Below are 25,445 nucleotides of genomic sequence, written 5' to 3'. Positions count from 1 at the left end.
TGTGTAGTCCATTAATCCAAACAAAGGAGCATTGTGATGAAAAAGAAAGGCCTTACTACCGCCTCGGGCGCCCCGGTCGCCAATAATAATAATGTGATGACAGCAGGTAAACGTGGCCCAATGTTATTACAGGATGTTTGGTTTTTAGAGAAACTTGCCCATTTTGACCGTGAAGTGATCCCTGAAAGACGCATGCACGCAAAAGGTTCTGGCGCTTTCGGTACGTTTACTGTAACTCATGATATTAGCCGCTATACTCGCGCAAAAATTTTCTCTGAAGTAGGGAAAAAAACTGAAATGTTTGCTCGCTTCTCTACCGTTGCAGGTGAGCGCGGGGCTGCCGACGCAGAACGTGATATTCGTGGTTTCGCATTAAAATTTTATACTGAAGAAGGCAACTGGGATATGGTGGGTAACAACACCCCTGTGTTCTATTTCCGCGACCCATTAAAATTCCCTGATTTAAACCACGTAGTTAAGCGCGACCCTCGCTCTAACCTGCGTACAATGGAACATAAATGGGCCTTTTTCTCTCAGTTACCAGAATCTTTACACCAGTTAACCATTGATGCTAGTGACCGTGGCATACCACAAAGTTACCGTCATATGCACGGGTTTGGTAGCCACACTTATAGTTTCATCAACAGTAATAATGAACGCTTCTGGGTTAAATTCCATTTCCGTTGCCAACAAGGTATTCAGAATCTGTCTGATGAACAAGCAGAGCAATTAGTCGGTAAAGATAGAGAAAGTTCACAACGCGATCTGTTTGAATCCATTGAGAAAGGGGATTTCCCACGCTGGAATTTGCAAGTGCAAATTATGCCAGAGAAAGAAGCCTCTCAAGTTCCTTATAACCCATTTGACTTAACCAAAGTTTGGCCGCACAAAGATTATCCATTAATTGATGTCGGTTATTTTGAACTTAATCGTAACCCAGACAACTACTTTGCTGACGTAGAACAAGCGGCGTTTAGCCCAGCTAACGTGGTTCCGGGTATCGGTTTCTCACCAGATAGAATGTTACAAGGCCGTTTATTCTCCTATGGAGATGCCCATCGTTATCGCCTTGGGGTTAACCACCACCAAATCCCAGTGAACGCCCCACGTTGCCCATTCCATAATTACCACCGTGATGGCGCAATGCGCGTTGACGGTAATAGCGGCAACCATGTGACCTATGAGCCAAATGAAGCCGGCTTATTCCAAGAGCAACCTGACTTTAGCGAACCGCCATTATCTATTGAAGGTGCCGCTGACCATTGGGATCACCGCGAAGACCAAGATTACTTCAGCCAACCACGTGCATTATATGAGTTATTAGATGATGCCGAGCACCAACGTATGTTTAAACGTATTGCGGGCGAACTGATTGACGCGACAGAAGCCACTCAAGTGCGCCAAATCGAGTTATTTAAACAAGTTCACCCAGAATACGGCGCTGGTGTTGAAAAAGCATTAAAAGCACTAAAATAGTGTAATTTATTAAGTGGTGGGGATAACCCCACCACTATTTCACCCTATTCCTGCATTCTAGCTAACAACCACTTTTTCAGTTGTTGTCTCGACACTTTTATTCCCCCAGCTTTCAATTCAGGGTCTAAATAATAAAAGGCCATAGGATATTGGTATGGTGCGAGTTTATCTTTTAGCCAATCCGCCAGCTGATGTAAACCTACGGACTCATTTGCTTCAATAACCGCGACAGGGCGTTGCCCAAATTGCACATCATCAATGGGGATAATAAAACTTTGGCTGATATCAGGGTATGAATTGATGACTGACTCGATATCTTCTGGTTGAACACATTCCCCACCACTGATAAATAAATTATCTAAACGACCAAGGATCTGATACTCGCCATCAATAAATGCTCCTTTATCGTTGGTTTTAAACCAGTTATCTAGGCAATTTAAAGGGTGAATTTGCCCATCAAACCAATAACCAAGCGCTTGGCTGTCTGATTGGATTTGAATTTCACCACCCACAAGACGAATTTGCTTACCTTTTAAGGGTAAACCAACGCCTTTCTTGCCATCTGCCCGTTTAGCACAAACTGTAGAAGCCATTTCTGTCATCCCATAGCCACTCCAACACGCAATTCCATGTTGTTGTGCCAAGTCCGTGAGTGTTGAAGGGATACTGGCTCCGCCCAATAAAACGGCTTTCAACGCTATATTCGCCATTGAGTTATCATTCAATAAACGCCATAGCTGGGTCGGCACCAAAGAGGCATGAGTCACCCCATGTAATGCCTGGGCTAAAGAGAGATTTTTTACCGCAAGTGCGCCGCCTTGCAAAAGCCAACGCCAAACAATACCCTGACCAGATACATGGAATAACGGCAGCGAGAGTAACCAACAATCATCTTGCTGGTAATTCATCATATTAACAACACCGGCAGCGCTATTGAGGTGAGCTGCAACACTGTGAACGGCGGCTTTAGGTAGACCTGTCGACCCCGATGTTAAAATCAACGTAGCAGGCTGCTGAATAGCCTCTTGAAAAACAACCGGAGCAACCTTTTCATCACCAATAAAATGATAATAGAGTTGATAATCTAAATGGCGATAATTGGCTAATAAATTTGATTCATCAGTAAAATCAATGGCTGCGCTAACATTAAGATGAGGCAGTAATTCTGCTAATAACCGTTCTGGGAGGCGGGGATTTAACGGTAAGACACGAGCGCCACACGCAATAAGTGCCAGTTGACTCAATAATAATTCAACTGAATTTTTCCCACGCAAAACGATACACTGCCCTTGTGTTACACCTTGCATTAAAAAGTAAGTTTTAAGGTCAGTAACTTGTTGGCTTACACTTTCCCAAGTCATACTTTGGGACTCAGTTACAAGGGCGATCGCATTGGGACGAAGATTGGCCCAGTGTTGCCAAGGCCAATCTTTAAAGTTATCTAGTTCTGCCATACAAGCGTTAAATCATCTAACTGCTGGAGCGGAATATCACATTGAGGCCAAGGCCGTATCAATTGAGATTGAATAAGTGATACCGTATCTAAGCCTGGAATGGTATTTGGCGTTAGCCAATGTGCTACACGAGCAAGTTGCGTTAAACCAAAGCTACTTTCAATGGATGAACTGATCACGGCTTGTAATCCTAAGCGATGCGCTTCTTCTACTAAGTAGCGGCAATAAGATAAGCTGCCTGTCAGTGTTGGTTTAATTACAATCGCAGAAACGCCTTCCTGCGCCTCAACCATAAAGCCTTCTTCTCGTACACTTTCATCCCAAGCGATACTAATGCCGGTATCCGCTGCAAATTGCAGTGACTCTTCACGGGTTTTGCACGGCTCTTCTAAGAATGCGATACGGTCACGGTAGTCTGGGTTAACATATTTAGCAAAACCGTCAGCTTTTGTTCGAGTCCAACTGCGATTCGCATCCAAGCGCAGTTTCAGTTCTGGAACGGCCTCTAGTAATAAGTTAACCACCATGCCATCACGCACAGCTTCATAGAGCCCAACTTTTACCTTTGCAACCTTTTCGCCTTCCATTGCATCAAGGCTCAAAATGAGGTCATCTGGGTCACCACTGCACAGTGGTGCTTTGCGATAGTCAGCCTCTTTTGGTAGCTCCCCTGTTAACTCCGCTAGAGCACAGCTACAGCCAAAAGCAACAGAGGGTAGTAGACTATTAGAAATTTTGCCTTCTTTCACCCATTCATTCATTCGCTTAATAGTTTCGGCGGTTGCTTCTTCTAATGTTTCACGACTGAATTCAGGTAGAGGCGAAATTTCTCCCCAACCTTCATTATCCCCATCTTGTAAACACACTAAAAGCCCATCACGAGTTTTTAGTCGCTGATAACGAAGGATAACGCCTGCCTCCATTGGCAGGCTGAACGAATAAATACGGGCTTTACGCATTATGGATTACGCTTATATTTAGAGAAGTCTGGAGCACGTTTTTCATTAAAGGCATTACGACCTTCTTGCCCTTCATCTGTCATATAGAACAGCATAGTGGCATTACCGGCTAATTCTTGCAGGCCAGCCTGACCATCACAATCCGCATTTAATGCCGCTTTTAAGCAACGTAATGCCATTGGACTATTTTCTAGCATTTCACGGCACCAACGCACGGTTTCTTTTTCAAGATCTGCGTATGGGACAACTGTGTTAACCAAGCCCATATCTAATGCTTCTTGTGCATTGTATTGGCGGCATAAAAACCAGATTTCACGCGCCTTTTTCTGTCCAACGATACGCGCCATATAGGATGCGCCCCAGCCGCCATCAAATGAACCGACTTTTGGCCCAGTTTGACCAAATATTGCGTTATCCGCAGCAATAGTCAGGTCACACATCATATGTAACACATGGCCACCACCAATTGAGAAACCTGCGACCATCGCAACCACAGGTTTTGGGCAAGTCCGAATTTGGCGTTGAAAATCTAATACGTTAAGGTGATGCGTACCGCTTTCATCACGGTACCCGCCGTAGTCACCACGGATTTTTTGGTCGCCGCCTGCACAGAAAGCTTTTTCGCCCTCACCCGTTAGAATGATAGTACCAATGTGGTCATCATAACGTGCATCTGACAGTGCTTGGATCATTTCTTTCACGGTTTGTGGACGAAAAGCATTACGCACTTCTGGACGGTTAATCGTAATTTTAGCAATTCCTTCAGGAGATTTATGATAGCGAATATCTTCAAACCCTGTAGAGCAATCTTGCCATTCAATTGGTGCGTATAATTTTTCTTCGCTTGGATAAATCATTATCAGATTCCTTTAACCACAGTGTGATAAAAAATGGTGTAGTGCAGTTGCAAAGCCCATGGGGTTTTCCCGATGTGCATTATGCCCTGCATTTTCAATCAGCGTTAACGGCAAAACATATTGTTGCGAAACGCTTCGAAACTTTTGATCCTTTTCGCCACAAAAATAACGATAAGGACAGATTAATTGATGCAATTTGTCCGCCAAAAAAGGTTGCTTTGCTAATGATGTGTTTTCTAGCATAGCAGCAATGCTGTGCGGGTTATTTTGTCCACGTAACTGAATTAACTGTTGGCGCTGAGTGGCCGACAAATCAGCAAATACAGTTTGTTGATACCAGTCATCTAACACTTTTTCAATGGGTTCTGAACGAAAACGTTGCGCCCATGCCTCATCATTAGCAGCTCGAGCAACACGTTCTTGTTCATTGGCTAACCCCACATTCCCGCCTTCAATTACTAAACCTAATAGCCCGTTAGGCTGATAGTGACAGGCAAAATGCATTGCGAGCCGAGCACCGAGTGAATAGCCAACCAAGTAGTATTCATTAATTTGATGATACTGTAAAAGCTCGCTGAGTTGTTGATCAAAATGTGAAAAACTCTGGCATGGCTCTGAATGAGAACCGCCATGACCTGGCAAATCCACAGCTAATGATGGAAAAGTCCGTGTTTGATCAATCACGGGTGACCAGTCATCCGCACTGCCTAACAAACCATGCAACCAAATGATCCAAGGAGCCGATGAGGTAGAATGATGTCGATGAGCGGATAACATTACAATTCCACAACTTCATTAAGCAGCTGTTTTAAAGTACGCGCGCCTTCATCGCTTGCCACCTGTAATTCCACCAACAATGTTCCTTGCTGACTATGCCAAAATTGTTGAACAGTATTTTTTAGTGTTCCCCAATCTGTCGGCGCACAATATTGTAAGCCAAACATTTTCGCAGCAGGCTCGAAACTGACATTTTGCGGCATACAGTAATAATTTTGCCTTGCTTCGTCTGGTGTGGGGAGCATAGAGAAAATTTGCCCGCCATTGTTATTCACGATGATTAGGACTGTCGGTGCTGAAGGTTCTCGCAACAGCGCCAAACTATTCAAATCGTATAAGGCAGAAATATCCCCAACAATAGCTAATGTTGGACGAGCTGTTGCTCGTTGCACTCCCGCCATGGTAGAAATCAGACCATCAATACCACTTGCGCCGCGGTTGCTATATACCGGATAGCCTAATGGAAGTTGTGCGAGTGCATCCACCAAACGAACAATTAAGCTATTTCCAACAAATAGTTGACCTCGTGGTGAGAGTAGTTCTGGCAATTGAAATGCAACCGCCGCTTCGGAAAACTGGTCATGTAACTGTTGGTGTACATGGTGTTGGGCTTTTTGCGCTAACGTCTGCAGAGATTCACACCACAAACTTCTCGGCTGTGCAGGATGGTTGTCCAGCCAACCTTTAATTGAACAGGTTAACTTTCTTCCCCTATGATTAGCTGGGTCTAGCCGTTGAGGTATCGAGTCGATAATCCAATACTCTTGCGGTTCACAATTGGCTTGCCATTGTAATAGCCGTTTTCCTGTTAAGCTTGAACCAAACTGGACAACTAATTCTGCATGTTTTAAAACCTGTTGAGCATCGGGATGCTGAAGCCATAAATCTGCGCAAGGGTATGGCTGCCCTGTTTGAGATAACACATCACCTATAACTGGCCATCCGAGTTCTTGAGCCCATTTAGCAACGAGCTCCCCTTCACTCGCACTCATTCTACCGGCAAGCACAACGCCTTTTTTTTGCCGCCAAAAATACCAATCTGCCACTAGAGCGACAGAATGAGTTAACGGTTCAGTGAGCCACGGGTGGCTCGAATTCCACCATTCCCCAAGGGTTTTCTGCCATTCATGTTCCCCATCCATATCACCATATAGTGGCTCAGCAAATGGGCAGTTGATATGAAATGCACCATGGCGTAACTGGTTCATGCCATTATCAATAGCGGTTACCAACCATTTAGCTGAAATATCTTGTGTCGGCCTTGGCAACATTAATGATTGAGCAGGATGAGATGCAAAAATATGCGTCTGCCGAATAGCCTGATTAGCACCGCAATCAATCAATTCAGGGGGCCTATCTGCGGTGAGAAAAATAACTTTTTCTCCAGTTAGTCCAGCTTCTATCAATGATGGATAAAGGTTTGCAACCGCAGTCCCTGACGTCACAATGACACCTACTGGCTCATTGCTGGCTTTTGCCAATCCAAGTGCCAGATGACCCAAACCACGCTCATCGAAATGGGTGTGACAATGTAATTTGGCGTTATTGATGGCAGCCAGAGTCAAAGGCGTCGAACGAGAGCCTGGCGCAATACAGATATGTTTCATTCCGTGGCGAGATAGTGCTTCAATAATCACTTCAGCCCAACGGAGATTAAAAGCAGAATTCGACATAATATGCTCAGCAAATTATTAGTTATCAACTAGTTTAGACTGGCTGAAATAAATTTCTTGATCTCAGAACAATTTTTGGTGAACTAATTGAAATAAAAGAAAATAACCATTTTAACTTTATGGTTTTTCGTTATTTCCAAACAAAGATTTAAGCCCCGCCGCTTTATTTTCAATTTCTATCCACTCTTGCTCTGGGTCTGAGCCACTGACAATGCCCGCACCTGAATATAATGAGACATGCGCACCTTCTATTTGTGCACAACGTAGAGATACCGCAAATTCACTTTTATTTAAGCTAATAAACCCGCCAGTTCCTGCATACCAGCCACGAGAAAAGGGTTCATTACTTGCTAAAAATTGCCGTGCAACTTTGCGAGGTAAACCACATACGGCAGCGGTAGGTTGAAGACGTTGTAAGCAATCGCTATCAGAAGGATTGATTAATGTCGCAACAATAGAGCGATAAAGGTGTTGGATTTTTCTCAAGCGGATCACTTTTGCTGATGATACGTCAACTCCCGTCACTGCACCTTGTAATTGTTGGCAAATATCATCCACAACGACTAAATTTTCGTGTTGGTTCTTTTTATCGTCCATCAACCACTTAGCATACTCCGCAGCGACGGCGTCATCAGGGTCATTAGCGACAGTTCCCGCTAAGGCCTCAGAATTCAGTTGTTCATTTTGCCGTAAATATAAACGTTCCGGAGTCGAAGAGATGAACCCTGACTGTGCGTTGAAGGCCATCATAAAATGGTAACAATGATGATTCACCTGCTGGCTTTGGGCTAAAAACTCAGCAACCGCAATGGGTTTAGACAGGGTGAGTTTTGTTTCCCTTGCCATCACCACTTTTTCCATCTTCCCTGACTTCATGTCATCAATAGCGCAATTTAATAAACGACACCATTCATCATGCGTAGGAATATGTTCTTGTGCAGTAATATTGGCATTCAATGTCAATCTCACATGAGAAGCCGGCTTCAATTGCTGTAAAAGATGAATAGCATTCAAGCGGTCTTCTTCCCCCTCAATATTGACGCTAACACTAATTGTCGAACGTAATCGATGAATTTCAATGCGGGGCAAAAAACAAAAAGTTGCTTGGCGTTTTATCTCTTCAGGAATGCCCGTTCCAACCGCATTCCAGCCATTAAGCCCCCATAGGCGCATCTCTGGCATATCAGGATACTGGGATAAAAAAACTTGTGCCGTATCTATCGAATCAAAGGATTTCACCATACCAAGAGCACTGCATTCCTCGGCGCCAGTGCGTTGATACCAATAAAATTGAGGATAACTTTGCTGTGCCGACAGCCATGAAAGGCCAGGAAAAGAGGTTTGTGCATCTAATTGCCAAACTAAACGAGTAAACTCTTGATTTTTTAGTGTCAATGTAGACAAATGGTCCAAAATTTCAGTTATCAATTGATCAATTTTTTTATAGTTCACTTTAGATTCCCACTGCTACATCACACAAATTCACTACGGTTATTATATAGCGCAATACAATTTTTTAATACATTGATGACTAACAGTAAATGCTATACCGCCCATTCAGCACTAAAAGTAGATTACCTGCAATTAAGAGATTGCTTTTAGTACTTCGCTATAATTATTTTTTATGGCTCAAATGACGATAGCCAAGAGCAGCTGTGTCAAAATAAACCTGTTATCACTCACTAATAGTGACCTTCAGGCTGTTGATAGTATAGCTTATTATGTATATTACATAGCACTCCATTCATTTAATTAATAGAAAATGTGATTTTATCCTCTTTAATCTTTGCTTCTTTCTCGAAACTGCATCATTTTTACCCAATGAAAATTTCATTTTGAAACATAGTGATATGTCAGCTTTAAACCCATGTTCCATTGCAAGCCTTTTTAATTCAAAACAAAAAAATTATCGTATATTTTAATTAATATCATATTCTTATTAGTTATTTTATTTAGCACTACTATAGATGATTTTCAAATAAAAATAATAGAGAATAATATTTAAAACACATATTAAATTATTCAAAATGCTATTTTTTAGCTCTGATTTTCATTTTTTAATATAAAACTTTCAGTCAATTTCTAGTAGGTTAACAAATATGAACTTTATATTTTTATTTGCAATAAATAGGTAATTTAACCATACAACAGTACTAAGAAAAATAAGCATTCAATCTTTAACTTAATCAATGTGGAATTTAAAATGAATACAAAAGATAATTACGACAGAATTATTGAAAAAGAACATATAGGCCATACAACCTTAGCTTTATTAACTAATCAAGACACACTTTCAGCCCGTGAAGTCGGTATTTTCACATTAGATGATTTAATTAGCATACATCGCCACGTTTACTTTTCTCTTTCTTTGCCTTGGAAAAAAAATGATATTCTAAAATGGTTTGGTATTACCTCATCAACAACCTTGCCAATCGATACAAATGAACTAATTGGTACCATTATCAATATTCGTGAACATGCCAATAGCTGGGATAACGTTGAACAACATGTTAAAGAACAATCTGTCAATCTATCTCTAGTTAGCCGAAACATTATACAAACAGGTGGGCAAATTATTGAATATATAAACCATATGCCTATTTTGAAAAAAGTGTCTGAGAGTTTGAATGATATTAGTGAACATGAACTAGATGAAATATATTATCAAAATGATGACCAGCAAATAGCTACCGAGCTAACTAATATCTTACAATTAATTAGGGATGATATTAAAGACCAATCTATTAAGACAAGTAATATTAAAAATATCATTTCTGATTTCCGCGTACATATTACAGGAGGTTATTTATCTAATTATCAACATGTTGAATCATTGCTATTCAATGTTAAAGGGTTATATAAACAACTTGATCCCACTAATAATGAAACAACCGATTCCTATTTACAAGAATCACTTAAAATGAAAAAACAAGAACTCCAGCAATTAGAACTCGAGTATTCACACTTTGTGAAACTCAGTTTTACGGGTTTAGTTGGTGGTGTCATCGGCCTCATTATCACTGGAGGGATTTTTGGCTCAAAGGCTGAAAAAATTCGGGCAAAAAAGAATGAAACATTAACAGAAATAAAATCAATTAGTGACCAAATCAACAAAGAAAAATTTGCCCAAAAAGTTATTTTTGATATTCAAATCAATCTCCATAAAATTGATAGTTTATTTAAAGATGCCCGGTTAGCCGTTGACCACTTAGATTATATGTGGCTAGTCCTCCTAACCGAAATAACTCAATCAATCGAGGTTTTCAAAAAAATCAATAACGCTGAAAAACTTATTCAGTTCATTACTCATTTTAAACGTGCTATTACATCTTGGTATACCATTCAAGAATACTCGACACATTTAATAAAGTTATTTGATGAAATTCAACCAAATAACACTCCCCCTCAATAAAAGGTACTAATATGCAAGATAAGCTTGATTTACCCATACTCCCCCCTATTGATATTTATCAATTGAGGCATATGTCAAACGAAATTTCCGCATTTAATAAAAACATAATACATTATGATTTTATTATCCATGGAAAAATACAAAAAATAGCCAGTAAATCTTTTAATATCAATGAAATAATCAGAAACTCAATACCGAAACTTAAAATAAAATTAAATTATATTTTAAAAAGCGAATTAAATAATGAAAATATCAACATACCTGATGAAATCTTAGTTAAAAGCTTCATTGAAGATTTAATTGATTTCAAGTTAGAATTAGAAAGAATAATTACCAAATTCAGTTATACCACTGATTCTTTATCACTCATTCATTTAGAAGAAAGCAATCAGCACAAACTACATCAATATACTGAGCAGAAAGAACTTCTAGTCACATCCAAAAATAGCAAAACTCTAAAAATAGATGAAATCAATCAACAGCACTCCGTTATCATCGCAGCAGAAGATATTATATTAAAATCTAAAATTACCGATTTCTTAAAGAAACATTTGTTAAATGACGAATTAATTGACTCAATTGATATGCCAACAAATAAAAAACAAATATTAAAATCAGCCGTTGCCTTTATTAAAAATTTATTATCAGTCATTGATGATGGTTTGGAATTTGCGCAACTTGTCGAGGTCAGATTAGATTTAGGCAATCAAATTTTAGAATTAAAAGAAGAAGTTAACCATATTGATAAAACAATATTTAAGCTTTCTCAGCTCATGCTATTAGCTGACCAAATAACCACTATAGATTCGCATAAATTGTCAATTATTACTCAGATAAGCTTAATTAAAGATTATTGGTTGCAATGGTGTCATTTTATTAATGAAAAATCGTCTGAAAAAATGTTGAATATTCAAAAAATTAACTTAGCAAGTCAGGTACTCATGTCTTTCTTAGACGATATGGAATATCAATATCAACGCCAGTTACCCGATTAAAAAAAACCGGCTACTTAGAAGTAACCGGTTTATTAGCAATAGGAAATTTTGGCCTATTAGTTAATCACAGCAAGCGCTGTTGATGTCATATCAATAAGTGGTTGTGGCCATACACCAAAGACGATAACAGCAATGGCGCAAATAACAGCAACAACAGTTCCTAACGTTGCTTTTTCAGGGCCTGTATAACGTTCTGCATGTTCTGCATCACGACTATATAGGCTAGCCATAAAGCTTAGGTAGTAATATAAACCAATAGCACTACCTACCACTACAGCCCCCGTTAGCCACCATAACTCTGCATTCACTGCGGATGCAATCACATAGAATTTACCAATAAACCCTAATGTAATTGGAATACCAGCTAATGAAAGCATCATTACCGTCATTACCGTTGCAAGAATTGGCTTATGCCAAAATAGCCCGCGGAATGCACTAAAGTCATCCTGATCATCACCACGGTAAGGGCTTGAAACGATACTCACAACACCAAATGCCCCTAAACTCGCAAACAAGTAACCCACTAAGTAGATTGCGATAGTGACTTGTGACGCAACAGGGTCGATACGTAACGCAACAAGAGCGACCAGTAAATAACCCATATGTGAGATAGATGAGTAACCCAGTAAGCGTTTTGCACTTTTTTGTGTGATAGCCAGTAAGTTACCAAACAGGATAGATGCAATAGCAATCACAGAAATCACAATCGCTAACGTATTGCTATTGGCGATTGGCGCTTCCAGAAAAATACGCACTAATACTGCGAAGATAGCGATTTTACTACCGGTTGCTAAGAAGGCTGACACTGGTGCTGGCGCACCTTGGTAAACGTCTGGTGTCCACAGTTGGAATGGAAACAGTGACAGTTTAAAGCCAAAACCTACAATCAGCATACCGAAACCAATCATCACCAATGGTGCGTGAATTTGGCTATCGGAAAGGCTTTGACCAACAGCAGCAAAGCTTAAACTACCCGATTCTGCATACAGTAACGCAATCCCGAATAACAGGAATGAAGACGCGGCTGCAGATAACAGCATGTACTTGATCCCGGCTTCTAATGTGCGACTGCGCTCAAAGGTATAGGCAACTAGACCAAACAGAGGCAATGAAATCAGCTCAATACCGATAAACATTGATGCCATATGGTTTGACATAGATAACAGCACACCGCCCGCTACTGCGATAGCAACAAGTAAATGGAACTCATCTCTATTATCACCAAAACCTTCTAACCAGTGGTAAGCAAAGATAGACGTTCCAATACCTGCAATCAGGACTAATGCGCTATAGAACAGTGCAAAGCCATCAACACGAATAAGCGAAGTCACATCCATTAGGTAGCCATCGGCTACCCAAATGAGTGAAAGCAACGCAATAATAAAGCCTGATACTGTCAGCGCGGCACTAGTCAGGTGATCGCGTCGCCACGCAATGGACAGCATCACAACCACCGCCGTCAACCCGACGATCATCAGTGGTAGTATTGCGATCAGTTCTTGAGGAGTTATTGTCATGGCGAATTACAGCCCTAATGTTGTAAGTGAAGCAGAATACAGGTTATGCAATGTTTCCATCGAACCAATTGAGGTATCTAAAATTGGTTGTGGGTAGAAACCGATAATAACCAGTAAAGCAGCCAGAGCCAGCAGCACACCAAATTCACGTGCCGTTAACCCTTTCATTTCTTTTTCAGACTTAGGTGTACCGTAGTAGGTCTGTTGCATCATCCACAGTGAATAGATAGACGCAAACACCACACCAAAGACCATAATGCAGGTCACTAACGCGAATTGGCTGAAGCTACCGAACAGGATCATGAATTCACCAATGAAGTTACCTGTACCTGGCATTCCTAACGTTGCCGCAGCAAAGAACAGGGACATTCCTGGTAACCATTTAATGCGTTTCCATAATCCACCCATCATGCGCATATCACGAGTTTGTGTACGTTCATACAGTTGACCACTGATGATAATCAGTGCCGCACCGGACAAACCGTTGGTGATCATTTGAATCACCGCACCTTGGTAAGCCAAGGTTGAACCCGCGTAAATAGCGACTGTCACAAACCCCATGTGGGATAAGCTACTGTACGCCGCCAGACGTTTGATATCCGTTTGTTTGAACGCTAACCATGCCCCGTAGAAAATACTGATCACACCCAGTGTCATCGCTATTGGAGTGAACTGGATAGACGCTTCTGGGAACAGAGGCAAGGTAAAGCGTAACAGACCGTATGCTGCGGTTTTTAGCATGATACCGGAGATATCCACTGAACCCGCTGTTGGCGATTGCTCTTGGGTATCTGCCATCCAACCATGGAAAGGGACCAGTGGCATTTTAACGGCAAAGGCGATAAAGAAACCTAACATCAACATAAACGCGACATTGCTAGAGAGTTCTGCACCCAGCAATTGGTTATAGTCGAATGTTAATACACCTGAAGTATTGTAGTTCGCCAACGCTAGGCCAATGATGGACACTAGCATGATCAAACCACTTGCTTGCGTGTAGATGAAGAACTTAGTCGCGGCTTTGATATGTTGTCTGTTTTCTGACCCTTTGTGTCCCCAATTGGCAATTAGGAAATACATTGGGATCAGCATCATCTCCCAGAAGAAGAAGAATAAGAACAGGTCAACCGCGGTAAAAATCCCCATCACACCTGTGATAATCCACAACAGGTTAAAGTGATACGCACCTTGGTTTTTCTGGTTTTCACTCCAAGAGCTCAGAATTGAGAAGCCCCCCATGATAGCCGTTAACACGACCATCAGCAGTGATAAACCGTCAATTGCTAAATGAAAGTCAATTCCCAGTGACGGGATCCACGGCATAAAGAAAACAGATTGCCATTGTGGAATACCTTGTGGATTGACAAGGGAGTAGCTCCCTTGTAACCACAATTGTACGGAAAGTATCAATGTTATTCCCATCGTTGCCAGTGCAATCCAACGCGGTGCGCGATGACTGAACCGGTCAGCCTGCCAGCTTAGCAGGCCTCCGATGAAGGGAATGAGTATTAGCCAGGGTAATAGCATGGCGCAATGTGTCCCTTAATTAAACCAAAAGCAGCAGAGCAAGAATCAGCACTGCACCCAGCCCCAACGAGGCAACATACCAACGAATTTGGCCGTTTTCACTCACTGCAAGCCCTTTATTTGCCCAACGTGAAAGATGTGCAGGGATATTCATCAGAGAGTTAACCGGATCGCTTTCTAGTAGCCATGCTATACCTTTAAATGGCTTAACAAAGACTACATCGTACAGCCAATCGAATCCCCACGCTTGGTACCACCATGCGCTGAAGAAACGACCCACTGCAGTTTTCGCGATAGCATCGACTATTGAACGTCTGAACAGATAGAGGAATACCGCAATTAATAGACCTGCGATAGCAAACCCGCCAGAAATCGCTTCGAGTAAGACTTTACCGTCTTCACTGCCTGCGGCTTCGGCTGGGAAAACCCCTTCGAGTGGTTGGTGGATTAATGCACCAACAAACGTTGCAAGAATAGCCAAAATGCCCAGTGGTAATGTGTGAGTGATGCCTTTAACCTTGTGCGCTTTGATTTTCGCTTCACCGTGGAACACGATGAAAATCATACGGAAGGTATAAATTGCGGTCATTAATGCACCGAGGATACCTGCCCACAACAACACAGTTTGTCCATCAAGCTGTGCACCCCACAAAATTGCATCTTTACTGTAGAAACCTGCGGTAAACAGTGGCAATGCTGCCAGCGCGCTTCCGCCGATTAACATCACAGCGTAGATGAATGGAATTTGCTTACGCAGCCCACCCATTTTGAAGATATTTTGTTCGTGGTGACATGCCAAAATGACTGAACCTGCTGACAGGAACAACAACGCTTTAAAGAAAGCATGCGTCATCAGGTGGAAAATGGCTGCATCCCATGCTTGTACACCTAGTGCCAAGAACATATAACCGATTTGGCTCATCGTGGAGTATGCAAGCACACGTTTGATATCGGTTTGCACCAGTGCAGCAAACCCAGCCAGTACTAATGTCACAGCCCCCACAACGCCGACTAAATGTAATACTTCAGGCGCTAACAGGAACAGAACATGGGTACGAGCAATTAAGTACACACCCGCGGTTACCATGGTTGCGGCGTGGATCAGTGCAGAAACTGGCGTTGGACCCGCCATCGCATCTGCCAACCACGTTTGCAATGGTAACTGTGCTGATTTACCGACTGCACCACCTAATAACATCAAGGTTGCCCAGTTGATCGCACTTGAACCTTCCGCAAATTTTTGAGGTGCTAACACCGCCATTTCGCTGAAATTCAGTGTGCCAAGCTCATTCCACAGAATAAACATACCAATTGCGAGGAACACATCACCGATACGCGTTACAAAGAACGCTTTCATCGCCGCTTTGCCGTTTTCTGGATTGGTATAATAGAAACCAATCAACAGGTAACTGCACAGCCCTACCCCTTCCCAACCGAGATACATCAGCATCATGTTGTCAGCGAGGACTAAAACCACCATGCTTGCGATAAACAAGTTAGTGTAAGCGAAGAAACGTGAGTAACCTTCCTCGCCACGCATATACCAAGATGCATATACGTGGATAAGGAAGCCCACACCCGTTACCACACCTAACATGGTCAATGACAGGCCATCTAACATTAGAGTGAATGGGATATTAAAGGTACCGACAGACATCCAAGTCCAAAGTGGCTGGATGAATACGCTACCTGCGTCTTGAGCTAAAAATTCATTGCCAGCATAGAATGCGACGACGGCCGCTAAGCCAACCGACCCCGCACCAATAATGGCCGAAACGTTTTCTGACCAGCGTCCACGAGAGAAGGCTAACAGCACCGACCCCAGTAAAGGCAACAGAATAGTTAAATAGAGTAGGTTCATCCGCGCATCTCACTGACTTTATCAATATTCAGGTTCTGACGATGACGATGGAGTTGCAGTAACAACGCCAATCCAATACTCGCCTCCGCTGCAGCCAATGCGATTGCCAAAATATACATAATTTGGCCGTCTGGCTGCCCCCAAAAACTCCCTGCAACCACAAATGCCAGTGCAGTTGAGTTAATCATGATTTCCAGTCCGATCAGCATGAAAAGCAGATTACGGCGAATAACAAGGCAACTGAGCCCCATCACAAATAAAATCGCCGCTAAAATCAGACCGTGTTCTAGAGGTATCATTTTTGTTCCTCCGCCTTCTCGATGCTGACAAGGTCAGCGCCGTTTTCTTTACGGTCACGTCCAACGTGGAATGCTACCACTAAACCTGCGAGTAATAACAAAGATGCCAATTCGACAGCCAGAACATACGGCCCAAATAGGCTAATTCCCACTTCTTTCGCCCCAATGATGGTTCCCTCAATGCCTTCTTGATAAGACAACGAGGTAATGCCGTAAACTAAGATAGCCAATAAAACCGCGGATAACACCGCAGGGCCAATCCAGTTTTTCGGCGTCAACCAAGCGCGCTCTTGTTCTTGAACAGAACGCCCTAAGTTGAGCATCATCACGACGAACACGAACAGGACCATAATGGCACCTGCATATACGATGATTTCCAACGCCCCAGCAAAATACGCGCCGAGGGAGAAAAACACCATTGACAGAGCCAGCAGAGAAACAACCAGATACAACAGTGCATGCACCGGATTTGTATTCGTTATCACCCTTAAAGTTGCTAAAATGGCAACTAGACCGGCGATATAAAATGTAAATTCCATGAATATCGCTCCTTATGGCAACAGGTCTTTGACGTTAATCGGTTTCGCTTCGTTATCCGCTTCACCTTTGTCTTTACCTGCAATCGCCATACCCGATTTACGGTAAAAGTTATAATCAGGATATTTACCCGGACCTGAAATCAACAGGTCATTTTTCTCGTAAACCAGATCCTGACGTCTCCAATCGGCCATTTCAAAATCAGGTGTTAATTGGATTGCCGTGGTTGGGCAAGCCTCTTCACACAGACCACAGAAAATACAGCGCGAAAAGTTAACGCGGAAAAATTCAGGGTACCAGCGGCCGTCTTCATGTTCAGCTTTTTGCAGTGAGATACATCCCACAGGGCAAGCAACCGCACATAAGTTACACGCAACACAACGCTCTTCACCGTCAGGGTCGCGTGTTAACACGATACGCCCACGGTAACGGGGTGGCAGATAAACCGGCTCTTCTGGATACATTTGCGTTTCGCGTTTATCGAACGCATGCAGGCCGACCATCCAAATACTACGTACTTGGGTGGCGAAACCGACCAATAACTCTTTCAATGTCATGGTTCAATCACCCCTTACTGAGCGTTGTATAAAATCACTGCTGCAGTACCCAGCAGATTAAGCAGTGTCAACGGCAGACAAATTTTCCAACCGAAAGACATCACTTGGTCATAACGTGGACGCGGTAAAGAGGCACGGATCAAGATAAACATCATCATGAAGAAGCCAGTTTTGATAGCAAACCACAAGAATGACGGCAGGAATGGACCATGCCAGCCACCAAAGAACAGCGTCACAATCAGTGCAGAAACCGTTACGATACCGATATACTCACCGACGAAGAACAAACCAAACTTCATACCTGAGTATTCAACGTGGTAACCATCCGCAATCTCTTGTTCTGCTTCCGGTTGGTCAAACGGATGACGGTGACATACCGCAACGCCCGCTATCGCAAAAGTCACAAAACCAAAGAACTGCGGAATAATATTCCACATGCCTTCTTGGGAGTTCACAATATCAATCAGGTTGAATGAACCTGCTTGTGCAACCACACCCATTAAAGAAAGGCCTAAGAACACTTCGTAACTCACGGTTTGTGCTGACGCACGCATCGCACCTAATAATGAGTATTTGTTGTTACTTGACCAACCTGCGAATAACACCGCATAGACAGCGAGACCCGCCATCATCAGGAAGAATAAAATCCCGATATTGAGGTCTGCAACATGCCAAGTCGGGCTAACAGGGACGATGGCAAATGCTAAGAACAGTGAACAAAACGCAATCACTGGTGCAAGCGTAAAGATTTTCTTGTCAGCAAACTGCGGGATCCAGTCTTCTTTAAACAGCATTTTGAACATATCCGCGATTAACTGGCCCATCCCAAACGGACCCACGCGGTTAGGGCCATAACGGTTCTGGAACAGACCGAGAATACGGCGCTCTCCCAGACTCATGTATGCCCCACAAGTCACAACAACCAATAATATGACGACAGATTTAAGGATGGAAATTAACACTTCCATCACTTCAGGAGAAATCCAATCCATCATGCTCCCCTCCGCAGATTATTGACTGACACGCCAGCCATTGAAGGTGCGATACCTGGCATTCCTAACGGTAAGCCAATTTGACCTGTAGACAGGTGATTACTTAGGCGGACAGTCAAGTTAAACACTTGACCTGCATGGCTAAACTCCGCTTTAGTTCCTGCTGACAGGCCGAGTGACGCAGCATCTTGCGTGTTCAGCATGATATAAGGCTCAGGCATACGCTCTTGAATTACTTCTGACCGCTGTGACATTTCATCACTGCCGAACAGGTGGTAATAAGGTGCGACAACCCACTGAGCTTCATTGGCTTGATAAGCCGCTGGAATTTCAGTGAAGTAAGCCAATTTGCTCTGTGTTGAATTGAACAAACGGATACCCGGGTCACCAAATAACAGGTGCCCCCCCACTTCGGCTTGGAATTTGTTCCAGGCTTGTGGTGAGTTCCAACCCGGCGCCCATGCAAATGGAATTTGCTGGCGTGGCGCGGTTGGGCTGTTGTTCCCTTCCATTGAGAAAGCAAATGGAGAGTCAATATCTTGCGGTTGACGAGGTTCATGAACAGATTGATTTGCTAGCATCGCTGTACGACCACTGTAACGATGTGGTTCACGCGCCAGTTTTTGACCACGAATACGGAAAGACGCTTTTGGTGCAGCATCTACCATACCCGAGAATTGTGGCATTGCGGCAACACAATCTGCGATAACGTGATCAAGTTGCGACCAATCCGCATCACGCTCTTGCGCTTCAGTTTGCAGTGAATGCATCCAGCGCCAGCTTTCGTTCATCACGATAGCTTTGTCGTAATAAGTTGGGTCAAAGACTTGGAAGAAACGCTGCGCACGACCTTCTTGGTTAATCAACGTACCGTCTGCTTCAGCAAAGCTTGCTGCTGGCAGAACCAATGTTGCTTTATCCATGATGTCGGTTTGCTGATGATCTGCAACAATCAAGTGGCTCAATTTCGCTAATGCGCTATTGACAGCATCCACGCTGCTGTGACGGTACAGGTCATTTTCGATAACGATAGCCACATCCGCTTCGTTCGCTTCAATGCGAGCTAAAGCGCTGTCTAATGGCTGTGCGTTCATCATTGCCAGACCGAAGCTATTGGCATGAGATGCTAAGTAAGATAACCCAACATTCGCGCCTTTGGCTTTTAACGCAAATGCCACGTTAGCGGCCGCTTGGATCATTGCCTCGCTGGCACTATGGCTACCACTAATAATTAATGGTTTTTTCGCGCCAGCTAATGCCTGAGCAATGGTTTCAACTTTGGCTTTTAAGTCTGCGGGTAAATCATTCACCGCAGGGGCTTCGCCGTTAATCATATTGGCGATAGCAAAACCGAAACGTGCTTGGTCAGCTACTGGTGCACGATAATTAAAGGCAGCCACATCGTCTAAACGCGTATCATCAACGTTGGTAATAAACAGCGGATATTTTGCATGTTGACCAATATTCATGATTGCGGCGATTTGCCAGTCAGCGACTTTTTGCGCTGCGGCCATTTCACGTGCTTTACCTTTCACCGCTTGGCGAACAGATAACGCCATACGTGCACCTGTCTGAGTTAAATCTTCACCCAGTACCAGTACCGCATCATAGCCTTCTACTTCACGCAATGTTGGCGTATAGATACCGCCGTTTTGCAGGATGTTTTGCATCAGCGCTAAGCGGCGTTGCTCTCCCGCAGAAATACCTGAATAGAAGTTATCTGCTCCGACTAATGCGCGCAATGCATAGTTGCTTTCAACGCTCGCGCGTGGAGAGCCGATACCAATCACTTTTTTCGCTTGATTGATAATTTGCGCACCACTTTGCATTGCTTCGATAGCCGAAATGACTTGTTTGACGCCATTTTTATTGAGTACCGCTTGACGAGGACGATCTTTACGGTTGACATATCCGTAACCAAAACGACCACGGTCGCACAGGAAATAGTGGTTTACCGAACCGTTATAACGGTTTTCGATACGACGGATTTCACCATAACGCTCACCCGGACTCGTGTTACAACCGATACTGCACTGTTGGCAGATACCGGGTGCAAACTGCATATCCCACTTACGGTTATAGCGCTCTGAATGTGTTTTATCAGTGAATACCCCAGTAGGACAAACTTCAACTAAGTTACCGGAGAACTCACTTTCCAGTGTACCGTCTTCAGTACGACCGAAATACACATAGTTATGTGCACCATACACACCCAAGTCTGTGCCATCTGCGTAATCTTTGTAGTAACGAACACAACGATAACACGCGATACAACGGTTCATTTCATGACTAATAAATGGACCGAGGTCTTGGTTAATGTGAGTACGTTTCGTAAAACGATATTTACGCATGTTATGACCGGTCATCACCGTCATATCTTGTAGGTGACAGTTTCCCCCTTCCTCACAGACTGGACAGTCATGAGGATGGTTGGTCATCAGCCATTCCACAACACTTTCACGGAATTGTTTGGCTTCTTCATCATCAATAGAGATGTAAGTCCCTTCCGTTGCGGGTGTCATACAAGACATTACTAGGCGACCGCGTGTGTCATCTGCGTTCTGATACTGCTTAACCGCACACTGGCGGCAAGCGCCAACGCTTCCCAGCGCCGGATGCCAGCAAAAATAAGGAATATCTAGCCCTAGAGAAAGACAGGCTTGTAACAGGTTTTCAGACCCGTTTACGTCATATTCTTTGCCGTCTACATATATTGTAGCCATAGTCAGCATGCTTCCCAAAGGCCCGCATAAAGCAGGCGTTAATCAAAAATACGTTCTTCGTGAAAAATCTATTTAGCGGTTGCTCAATCGCTAAACAATTACCAGCGCTGCTTCAGCAGGTTGGGTTGGATACCCGCAATCTGCACAATGTTACGCAGATCTTTTTGCGAGATACCCGCTTCGAATTCATCACGGAAATATTTGATGGCACTTTGTAGCGGTTCGACCGCACCCGGTGCGTGAGCGCAGAAAGTTTTACCCGGCCCTAAGAAACGGCACAGCTGCTCTAGGGTTTCAATATCCCCCGGTTGCCCTTCGCCTTTTTCCAGCGCTTGTAAAATTTTCACACTCCATGGCAGACCATCGCGGCACGGCGTACACCAACCACAGGATTCACGGGCAAAGAAGGTTTCTAAGTTACGCACTAAAGAAACCATGTTGATTTCATGATCAACCGCCATCGCTAATGCAGTACCAAGACGGCTACCTGCTTTAGCAATATTTTCGAAATCCATCGGTAAGTCGAGGTGGTCGTTGGTCAGGAAATCTGTCCCTGCCCCACCTGGCTGCCATGCTTTTAATTTCAGTCCATCACGCATACCACCTGCGTAATCTTCCAACACTTCACGTGCCGTGGTACCAAATGGCAATTCCCATAAACCCGGATTTTTCACGCGGCCAGAGAAGCCCATCAATTTCGTGCCCGCGTCTTTACTCTTACCTGCGCTTAAATCGATATACCATTGGTCGCCGTGCTCTAAAATTGCTGGCACGTTACAAATAGTTTCGACGTTATTGACACAAGTTGGTTTACCCCAAGCACCTGATGTTGCAGGGAATGGTGGCTTAGAACGTGGGTTAGCGCGACGGCCTTCTAAGGAGTTAATCAGTGCAGTTTCTTCACCGCAGATATAACGCCCAGCGCCGGTGTGAACAAATAGTTCGAAATCAAAACCTGAACCGAGGATATTTTTGCCTAACAGGCCCGCCGCTTTGGCTTCTTCGATGGCACGGCGCAGATTTTGCGCAGCTTCAACATACTCACCCCGTAAGAAGATATAACCACGATAGGCTTTAAGTGCATAAGCGCCTGTGATCATCCCTTCAACTAACAAGTGAGGGAGTTGCTCCATCAATAAACGGTCTTTATAGGTGCCCGGTTCCATTTCATCCGCATTACATAAGAAGTAACGCAGTTTCATGTTTTCGTCTTTTGGCATCAGGCTCCATTTCAGACCCGTTGAGAAACCCGCACCGCCGCGCCCTTTCAGGCCAGCGTCTTTTACAAGATTCACAACTTCATCGGGAGCCATGCCTTTGAGCGCACGCTCAAGACCTTTGTATCCGTTCTTACTGCGATACTCATCTAACCAAACAGGCTGATTGTCATCACGCAAACGCCATGTTAGAGGATGAGTTTCAGCAGTACGGATCACTGGATTAACAGAATTTGTCATGGATACTGCTCCAGTAATTTTTGAATATTTTCAGGCTGCACGTAGCTGTGAGTGTCCTCATCGATCATCATCGTAGGACCTTTGTCACAGTTACCCAAGCAACAGGTTGGCAGCAACGTAAAGCGACCATCGGCTGTTGTTTGGCCCGGGCGAATATTCAGCTGTTTAATGATTTCAGCTTCTAAGCCCTGATAACCTGTAATATGGCAAACAACACTGTCGCAATAGCGAATAATGTGGCGACCCACTGGCTGGCGGAAGATTTGGCTATAGAATGTCGCCACACCTTCAACATCACTGGCTGGGATGCCTAAGACGTCAGCGATAGCATGGATCGCACCATCTTCAACCCAACCGCGGTTTTTTTGCACAATTTTCAGTGCTTCAATTGAGGCAGCACGTGCATCTTCGTAATGGTGTTTCTCACCTTCAATCTCTTCACGCTCTTTCTCTGTTAAGACAAAGCCATGATTGACTTGCGGTTCAAACACATTCACGACATTGAGCTCATTGTGCTTCTCATTTTCGTTATGTTCATTATGCATGGTTAGCGATCCACATCCGACATTACAAAATCGATACTACCCAGATAGACGATTAAGTCTGAAACTAAACTACCTCTGATCACCGCAGGAATTTGCTGTAAGTGCTCATAGCTCGGGGTACGAATACGCGTACGGTAGCTCATGGTGCTACCATCACTGGTTAAGTAGTAGCTGTTGATACCCTTCGTAGCTTCAACCATCTGGAATGACTCATTTGCTGGCATCACCGGCCCCCAAGACACTTGCAAGAAGTGGTTGATCAAGGTTTCGATGTGCTGCAACGTGCGTTCTTTTGGTGGCGGAGTTGTCAGTGGATGGTCAGCTTTGAATGGGCCTTCTGGCATATTCTTATAGCATTGCTCAAGAATACGGATACTCTGACGCATCTCTTCCACTTTGATCATCACGCGGTCATAACAGTCACCGTTATGAGCGATAGGAATATCAAACTCGAAGTTTTCATAGCCTGAATATGGACGCCATTTACGTACGTCAAAATCAACGCCTGTTGCACGTAATCCAGCTCCTGTCACACCCCATGCCAACGCCTCTTCTTTTGAGTACATTGCAGTACCGATAGAGCGACCTTTTAAGATGGAGTTTTTCAGTGCAGAAGTCACATAAGACTCTAAACGTTTTGGCAACCAGTCTAATAATTCGCGAAGCAGTTTTTCCCAACCACGCGGTAAGTCGTGCGCAACACCACCGATACGGAACCATGCGGGGTGCATACGGAAACCGGTAATTGCTTCAATGACGTTGTAGACTTTTTGACGGTCGGTAAACGCAAAGAAGACTGGGGTCATCGCACCAACGTCTTGGATATACGTACTGATGTACAGTAAGTGACTGTTGATACGGAATAATTCAGACAACATGACACGAATGGTTTTCACGCGATCCGGCACTTCAATGCCAGCCAGTTTTTCAACGGCCAACACATATGGCATTTCATTCACACAACCGCCGAGGTACTCGATACGGTCAGTGTAAGGAATGTAGCTATGCCACGACTGGCGTTCACCCATTTTTTCAGCGCCACGGTGGTGGTAGCCGATATCGGGCACACAGTCGATAATTTCTTCACCATCCAATTGCAGCACGATACGGAACGCACCGTGTGAGGATGGGTGGTTTGGCCCCAAGTTCAGGAACATGAAATCTTCGTTTTCATTTCCACGTGCCATGCCCCACTCTTCTGGTTTGAAAGTCAAAGCTTCCATTTCCAGATCTTGTTTCTGCTTAGTCAGCACAAAAGGGTCAAACTCAGTCGCACGCGCAGGATAATCCTTACGCAGTGGGTGACCTTCCCAGCTTGGAGACATTAAAAGGCGACGTAAATTTGGGTGACCTTGGAAGGTGATACCGAACATATCCCACACTTCACGTTCATGCCAATTCGCATTCGGGAACAGTGAAACGATCGAAGGCACGTTTAAGTCTTTCTCATTAAGAGCGACTTTTAACATGATATCGCGGTTACGATCGATAGAGATGAAGTGGTAGAAAACACTAAAGTCTGCTTCTGGCAGACCTTGACGGTGAATTCGTTGACGCTCATCTACCCCATGTAAGTCAAATAACATGACATACGGTTTTGGTAATTTCTTTAGGAAATCGACCACTTCCAGTAACTGTTCACGACGCACCCAAACCACTGGCATGCCAGTACGAGTTGCTTGAACAGAAAAGGCATCCGGCCCAAATTGATTGCGCAGTTCCAGAAGCACAGGGTCGTTTAAATGATCCTGTGTCTGCCATCCTGGCTGGGTACTACTCGCTTGCGCTATCTGATCTGTCATCATTCTTCACCATAACGCTTGATCA

20 protein-coding genes are annotated in these 25,445 nt (G+C 43.7%); 3 read left to right on the top strand and 17 right to left on the bottom strand.

Annotated features, from left to right (window positions below):
• Positions 1-36: 36 nt before the first annotated feature.
• Positions 37-1,476, top strand: a complete 1,440-nt coding sequence (locus tag FVA69_RS08405; RefSeq protein WP_004259872.1) for a catalase — start codon at positions 37-39, stop codon at positions 1,474-1,476.
• A 44-nt stretch (positions 1,477-1,520) separates the two neighbouring features.
• Here FVA69_RS08405 and menE read toward each other — a convergent pair whose 3' ends face one another.
• From menE to FVA69_RS08375, 6 genes are all read right to left on the bottom strand, one after another.
• Positions 1,521-2,930 (bottom strand): o-succinylbenzoate--CoA ligase, encoded by a 1,410-nt coding sequence (menE, locus tag FVA69_RS08400; protein ID WP_164528672.1) that lies wholly within the window; start codon positions 2,928-2,930, stop codon positions 1,521-1,523.
• On the bottom strand, positions 2,918-3,889 hold the full coding sequence (gene menC, locus FVA69_RS08395) for an o-succinylbenzoate synthase (RefSeq protein ID WP_004912210.1): 972 nt from the start codon (positions 3,887-3,889) through the stop codon (positions 2,918-2,920). Before menC ends, menE begins: the two co-directional genes overlap by 13 nt.
• Positions 3,889-4,746 carry a 1,4-dihydroxy-2-naphthoyl-CoA synthase gene (gene menB, locus FVA69_RS08390; RefSeq protein ID WP_004912212.1) on the bottom strand — a complete coding sequence of 286 codons (858 nt, stop codon included), beginning with the start codon at positions 4,744-4,746 and terminating at the stop codon, positions 3,889-3,891. The genes menC and menB overlap by 1 nt, the downstream gene beginning before the upstream one ends.
• A 12-nt stretch (positions 4,747-4,758) precedes the next feature.
• Positions 4,759-5,523 carry a 2-succinyl-6-hydroxy-2,4-cyclohexadiene-1-carboxylate synthase gene (gene menH / locus FVA69_RS08385; RefSeq protein ID WP_123382590.1) on the bottom strand — a complete coding sequence of 255 codons (765 nt, stop codon included), beginning with the start codon at positions 5,521-5,523 and terminating at the stop codon, positions 4,759-4,761.
• Positions 5,523-7,196: a 2-succinyl-5-enolpyruvyl-6-hydroxy-3-cyclohexene-1-carboxylic-acid synthase gene (menD, locus tag FVA69_RS08380; protein WP_109911558.1), complete on the bottom strand. Its 1,674-nt coding sequence runs from the start codon at positions 7,194-7,196 to the stop codon at positions 5,523-5,525. Before menD ends, menH begins: the two co-directional genes overlap by 1 nt.
• Positions 7,197-7,313: 117 nt before the next feature.
• Positions 7,314-8,648, bottom strand: coding sequence for an isochorismate synthase (locus FVA69_RS08375; protein ID WP_164528671.1), 1,335 nt, complete (start codon positions 8,646-8,648; stop codon positions 7,314-7,316).
• Positions 8,649-9,399: 751 nt separating this feature from the next.
• On the opposite strand from FVA69_RS08375, the gene FVA69_RS08370 reads away from it, so the two are divergent.
• Positions 9,400-10,608, top strand: coding sequence for an alpha-xenorhabdolysin family binary toxin subunit A (locus FVA69_RS08370; protein ID WP_164528670.1), 1,209 nt, complete (start codon positions 9,400-9,402; stop codon positions 10,606-10,608).
• A gap of 11 nt (positions 10,609-10,619) precedes the next feature.
• The gene (locus tag FVA69_RS08365; RefSeq protein ID WP_164528669.1) at positions 10,620-11,603 is read left to right on the top strand and encodes an alpha-xenorhabdolysin family binary toxin subunit B; all 984 of its coding nucleotides are present in this window, start codon (positions 10,620-10,622) and stop codon (positions 11,601-11,603) included.
• Positions 11,604-11,659: 56 nt separating this feature from the next.
• Here FVA69_RS08365 and nuoN read toward each other — a convergent pair whose 3' ends face one another.
• The 11 genes from nuoN to nuoC form a co-directional block, all read right to left on the bottom strand.
• Complete coding sequence (nuoN, locus tag FVA69_RS08360; protein WP_004912223.1) at positions 11,660-13,120, bottom strand: NADH-quinone oxidoreductase subunit NuoN; 1,461 nt, start codon at positions 13,118-13,120, stop codon at positions 11,660-11,662.
• A 6-nt stretch (positions 13,121-13,126) separates the two neighbouring features.
• A complete protein-coding gene (gene nuoM, locus FVA69_RS08355; RefSeq protein WP_004912225.1) occupies positions 13,127-14,647 on the bottom strand; it encodes an NADH-quinone oxidoreductase subunit M in 1,521 nt (506 codons plus the stop codon).
• Positions 14,648-14,666: 19 nt separating this feature from the next.
• The gene (nuoL, locus tag FVA69_RS08350; RefSeq protein WP_004912230.1) at positions 14,667-16,508 is read right to left on the bottom strand and encodes an NADH-quinone oxidoreductase subunit L; all 1,842 of its coding nucleotides are present in this window, start codon (positions 16,506-16,508) and stop codon (positions 14,667-14,669) included.
• On the bottom strand, positions 16,505-16,807 hold the full coding sequence (gene nuoK, locus FVA69_RS08345; RefSeq protein ID WP_004912233.1) for an NADH-quinone oxidoreductase subunit NuoK: 303 nt from the start codon (positions 16,805-16,807) through the stop codon (positions 16,505-16,507). Before nuoK ends, nuoL begins: the two co-directional genes overlap by 4 nt.
• Positions 16,804-17,346 carry an NADH-quinone oxidoreductase subunit J gene (gene nuoJ / locus FVA69_RS08340; protein WP_004912236.1) on the bottom strand — a complete coding sequence of 181 codons (543 nt, stop codon included), beginning with the start codon at positions 17,344-17,346 and terminating at the stop codon, positions 16,804-16,806. Before nuoJ ends, nuoK begins: the two co-directional genes overlap by 4 nt.
• A 12-nt stretch (positions 17,347-17,358) precedes the next feature.
• Positions 17,359-17,901: an NADH-quinone oxidoreductase subunit NuoI gene (gene nuoI, locus FVA69_RS08335; RefSeq protein ID WP_004259834.1), complete on the bottom strand. Its 543-nt coding sequence runs from the start codon at positions 17,899-17,901 to the stop codon at positions 17,359-17,361.
• A gap of 14 nt (positions 17,902-17,915) precedes the next feature.
• Positions 17,916-18,893: an NADH-quinone oxidoreductase subunit NuoH gene (gene nuoH / locus FVA69_RS08330; RefSeq protein WP_004912244.1), complete on the bottom strand. Its 978-nt coding sequence runs from the start codon at positions 18,891-18,893 to the stop codon at positions 17,916-17,918.
• Positions 18,893-21,625, bottom strand: coding sequence for an NADH-quinone oxidoreductase subunit NuoG (gene nuoG / locus FVA69_RS08325; protein ID WP_164528668.1), 2,733 nt, complete (start codon positions 21,623-21,625; stop codon positions 18,893-18,895). The genes nuoH and nuoG overlap by 1 nt, the downstream gene beginning before the upstream one ends.
• Before the next feature lie 89 nt (positions 21,626-21,714).
• Complete coding sequence (nuoF, locus tag FVA69_RS08320; RefSeq protein WP_004259820.1) at positions 21,715-23,073, bottom strand: NADH-quinone oxidoreductase subunit NuoF; 1,359 nt, start codon at positions 23,071-23,073, stop codon at positions 21,715-21,717.
• Positions 23,070-23,618: an NADH-quinone oxidoreductase subunit NuoE gene (gene nuoE / locus FVA69_RS08315; protein ID WP_004912250.1), complete on the bottom strand. Its 549-nt coding sequence runs from the start codon at positions 23,616-23,618 to the stop codon at positions 23,070-23,072. The genes nuoF and nuoE overlap by 4 nt, the downstream gene beginning before the upstream one ends.
• Positions 23,619-23,620: 2 nt before the next feature.
• Entirely contained in the window at positions 23,621-25,423 is a 1,803-nt protein-coding gene (gene nuoC / locus FVA69_RS08310) for an NADH-quinone oxidoreductase subunit C/D (protein ID WP_375372756.1), read from the bottom strand.
• Positions 25,424-25,445: the final 22 nt, after the last annotated feature.

Origin of the sequence: Providencia sp. PROV004, assembly GCF_011045615.1 — a bacterium.
In the GTDB taxonomy this organism is placed as follows: Bacteria; Pseudomonadota; Gammaproteobacteria; order Enterobacterales; family Enterobacteriaceae; genus Providencia; species Providencia rettgeri.
The sequence above is the reverse complement of the archived record's forward strand: the minus strand, read 5'-3'. Positions and strand labels throughout refer to the sequence as shown.

What these genes read in the sequence shown, in the direction of transcription:
- FVA69_RS08365 (WP_164528669.1), top strand. Translation starts at nt 10,620, where the DNA reads ATGCAAGATAAGCTTGATTTACCCATACTCCCCCCTATTGATATTTAT.
- menH (WP_123382590.1), bottom strand. Translation starts at nt 5,523, where the DNA reads ATGTTATCCGCTCATCGACATCATTCTACCTCATCGGCTCCTTGGATC.
- nuoH (WP_004912244.1), bottom strand. Translation starts at nt 18,893, where the DNA reads ATGGATTGGATTTCTCCTGAAGTGATGGAAGTGTTAATTTCCATCCTT.
- menD (WP_109911558.1), bottom strand. Translation starts at nt 7,196, where the DNA reads ATGTCGAATTCTGCTTTTAATCTCCGTTGGGCTGAAGTGATTATTGAA.
- menB (WP_004912212.1), bottom strand. Translation starts at nt 4,746, where the DNA reads ATGATTTATCCAAGCGAAGAAAAATTATACGCACCAATTGAATGGCAA.
- nuoE (WP_004912250.1), bottom strand. Translation starts at nt 23,618, where the DNA reads ATGCATAATGAACATAACGAAAATGAGAAGCACAATGAGCTCAATGTC.
- nuoC (WP_375372756.1), bottom strand. Translation starts at nt 25,423, where the DNA reads ATGATGACAGATCAGATAGCGCAAGCGAGTAGTACCCAGCCAGGATGG.
- nuoI (WP_004259834.1), bottom strand. Translation starts at nt 17,901, where the DNA reads ATGACATTGAAAGAGTTATTGGTCGGTTTCGCCACCCAAGTACGTAGT.
- nuoF (WP_004259820.1), bottom strand. Translation starts at nt 23,073, where the DNA reads ATGACAAATTCTGTTAATCCAGTGATCCGTACTGCTGAAACTCATCCT.
- FVA69_RS08370 (WP_164528670.1), top strand. Translation starts at nt 9,400, where the DNA reads ATGAATACAAAAGATAATTACGACAGAATTATTGAAAAAGAACATATA.
- menE (WP_164528672.1), bottom strand. Translation starts at nt 2,930, where the DNA reads ATGGCAGAACTAGATAACTTTAAAGATTGGCCTTGGCAACACTGGGCC.
- nuoM (WP_004912225.1), bottom strand. Translation starts at nt 14,647, where the DNA reads ATGCTATTACCCTGGCTAATACTCATTCCCTTCATCGGAGGCCTGCTA.
- nuoN (WP_004912223.1), bottom strand. Translation starts at nt 13,120, where the DNA reads ATGACAATAACTCCTCAAGAACTGATCGCAATACTACCACTGATGATC.
- nuoG (WP_164528668.1), bottom strand. Translation starts at nt 21,625, where the DNA reads ATGCTGACTATGGCTACAATATATGTAGACGGCAAAGAATATGACGTA.
- nuoL (WP_004912230.1), bottom strand. Translation starts at nt 16,508, where the DNA reads ATGAACCTACTCTATTTAACTATTCTGTTGCCTTTACTGGGGTCGGTG.
- menC (WP_004912210.1), bottom strand. Translation starts at nt 3,889, where the DNA reads ATGCGTAAAGCCCGTATTTATTCGTTCAGCCTGCCAATGGAGGCAGGC.
- nuoK (WP_004912233.1), bottom strand. Translation starts at nt 16,807, where the DNA reads ATGATACCTCTAGAACACGGTCTGATTTTAGCGGCGATTTTATTTGTG.
- nuoJ (WP_004912236.1), bottom strand. Translation starts at nt 17,346, where the DNA reads ATGGAATTTACATTTTATATCGCCGGTCTAGTTGCCATTTTAGCAACT.
- FVA69_RS08405 (WP_004259872.1), top strand. Translation starts at nt 37, where the DNA reads ATGAAAAAGAAAGGCCTTACTACCGCCTCGGGCGCCCCGGTCGCCAAT.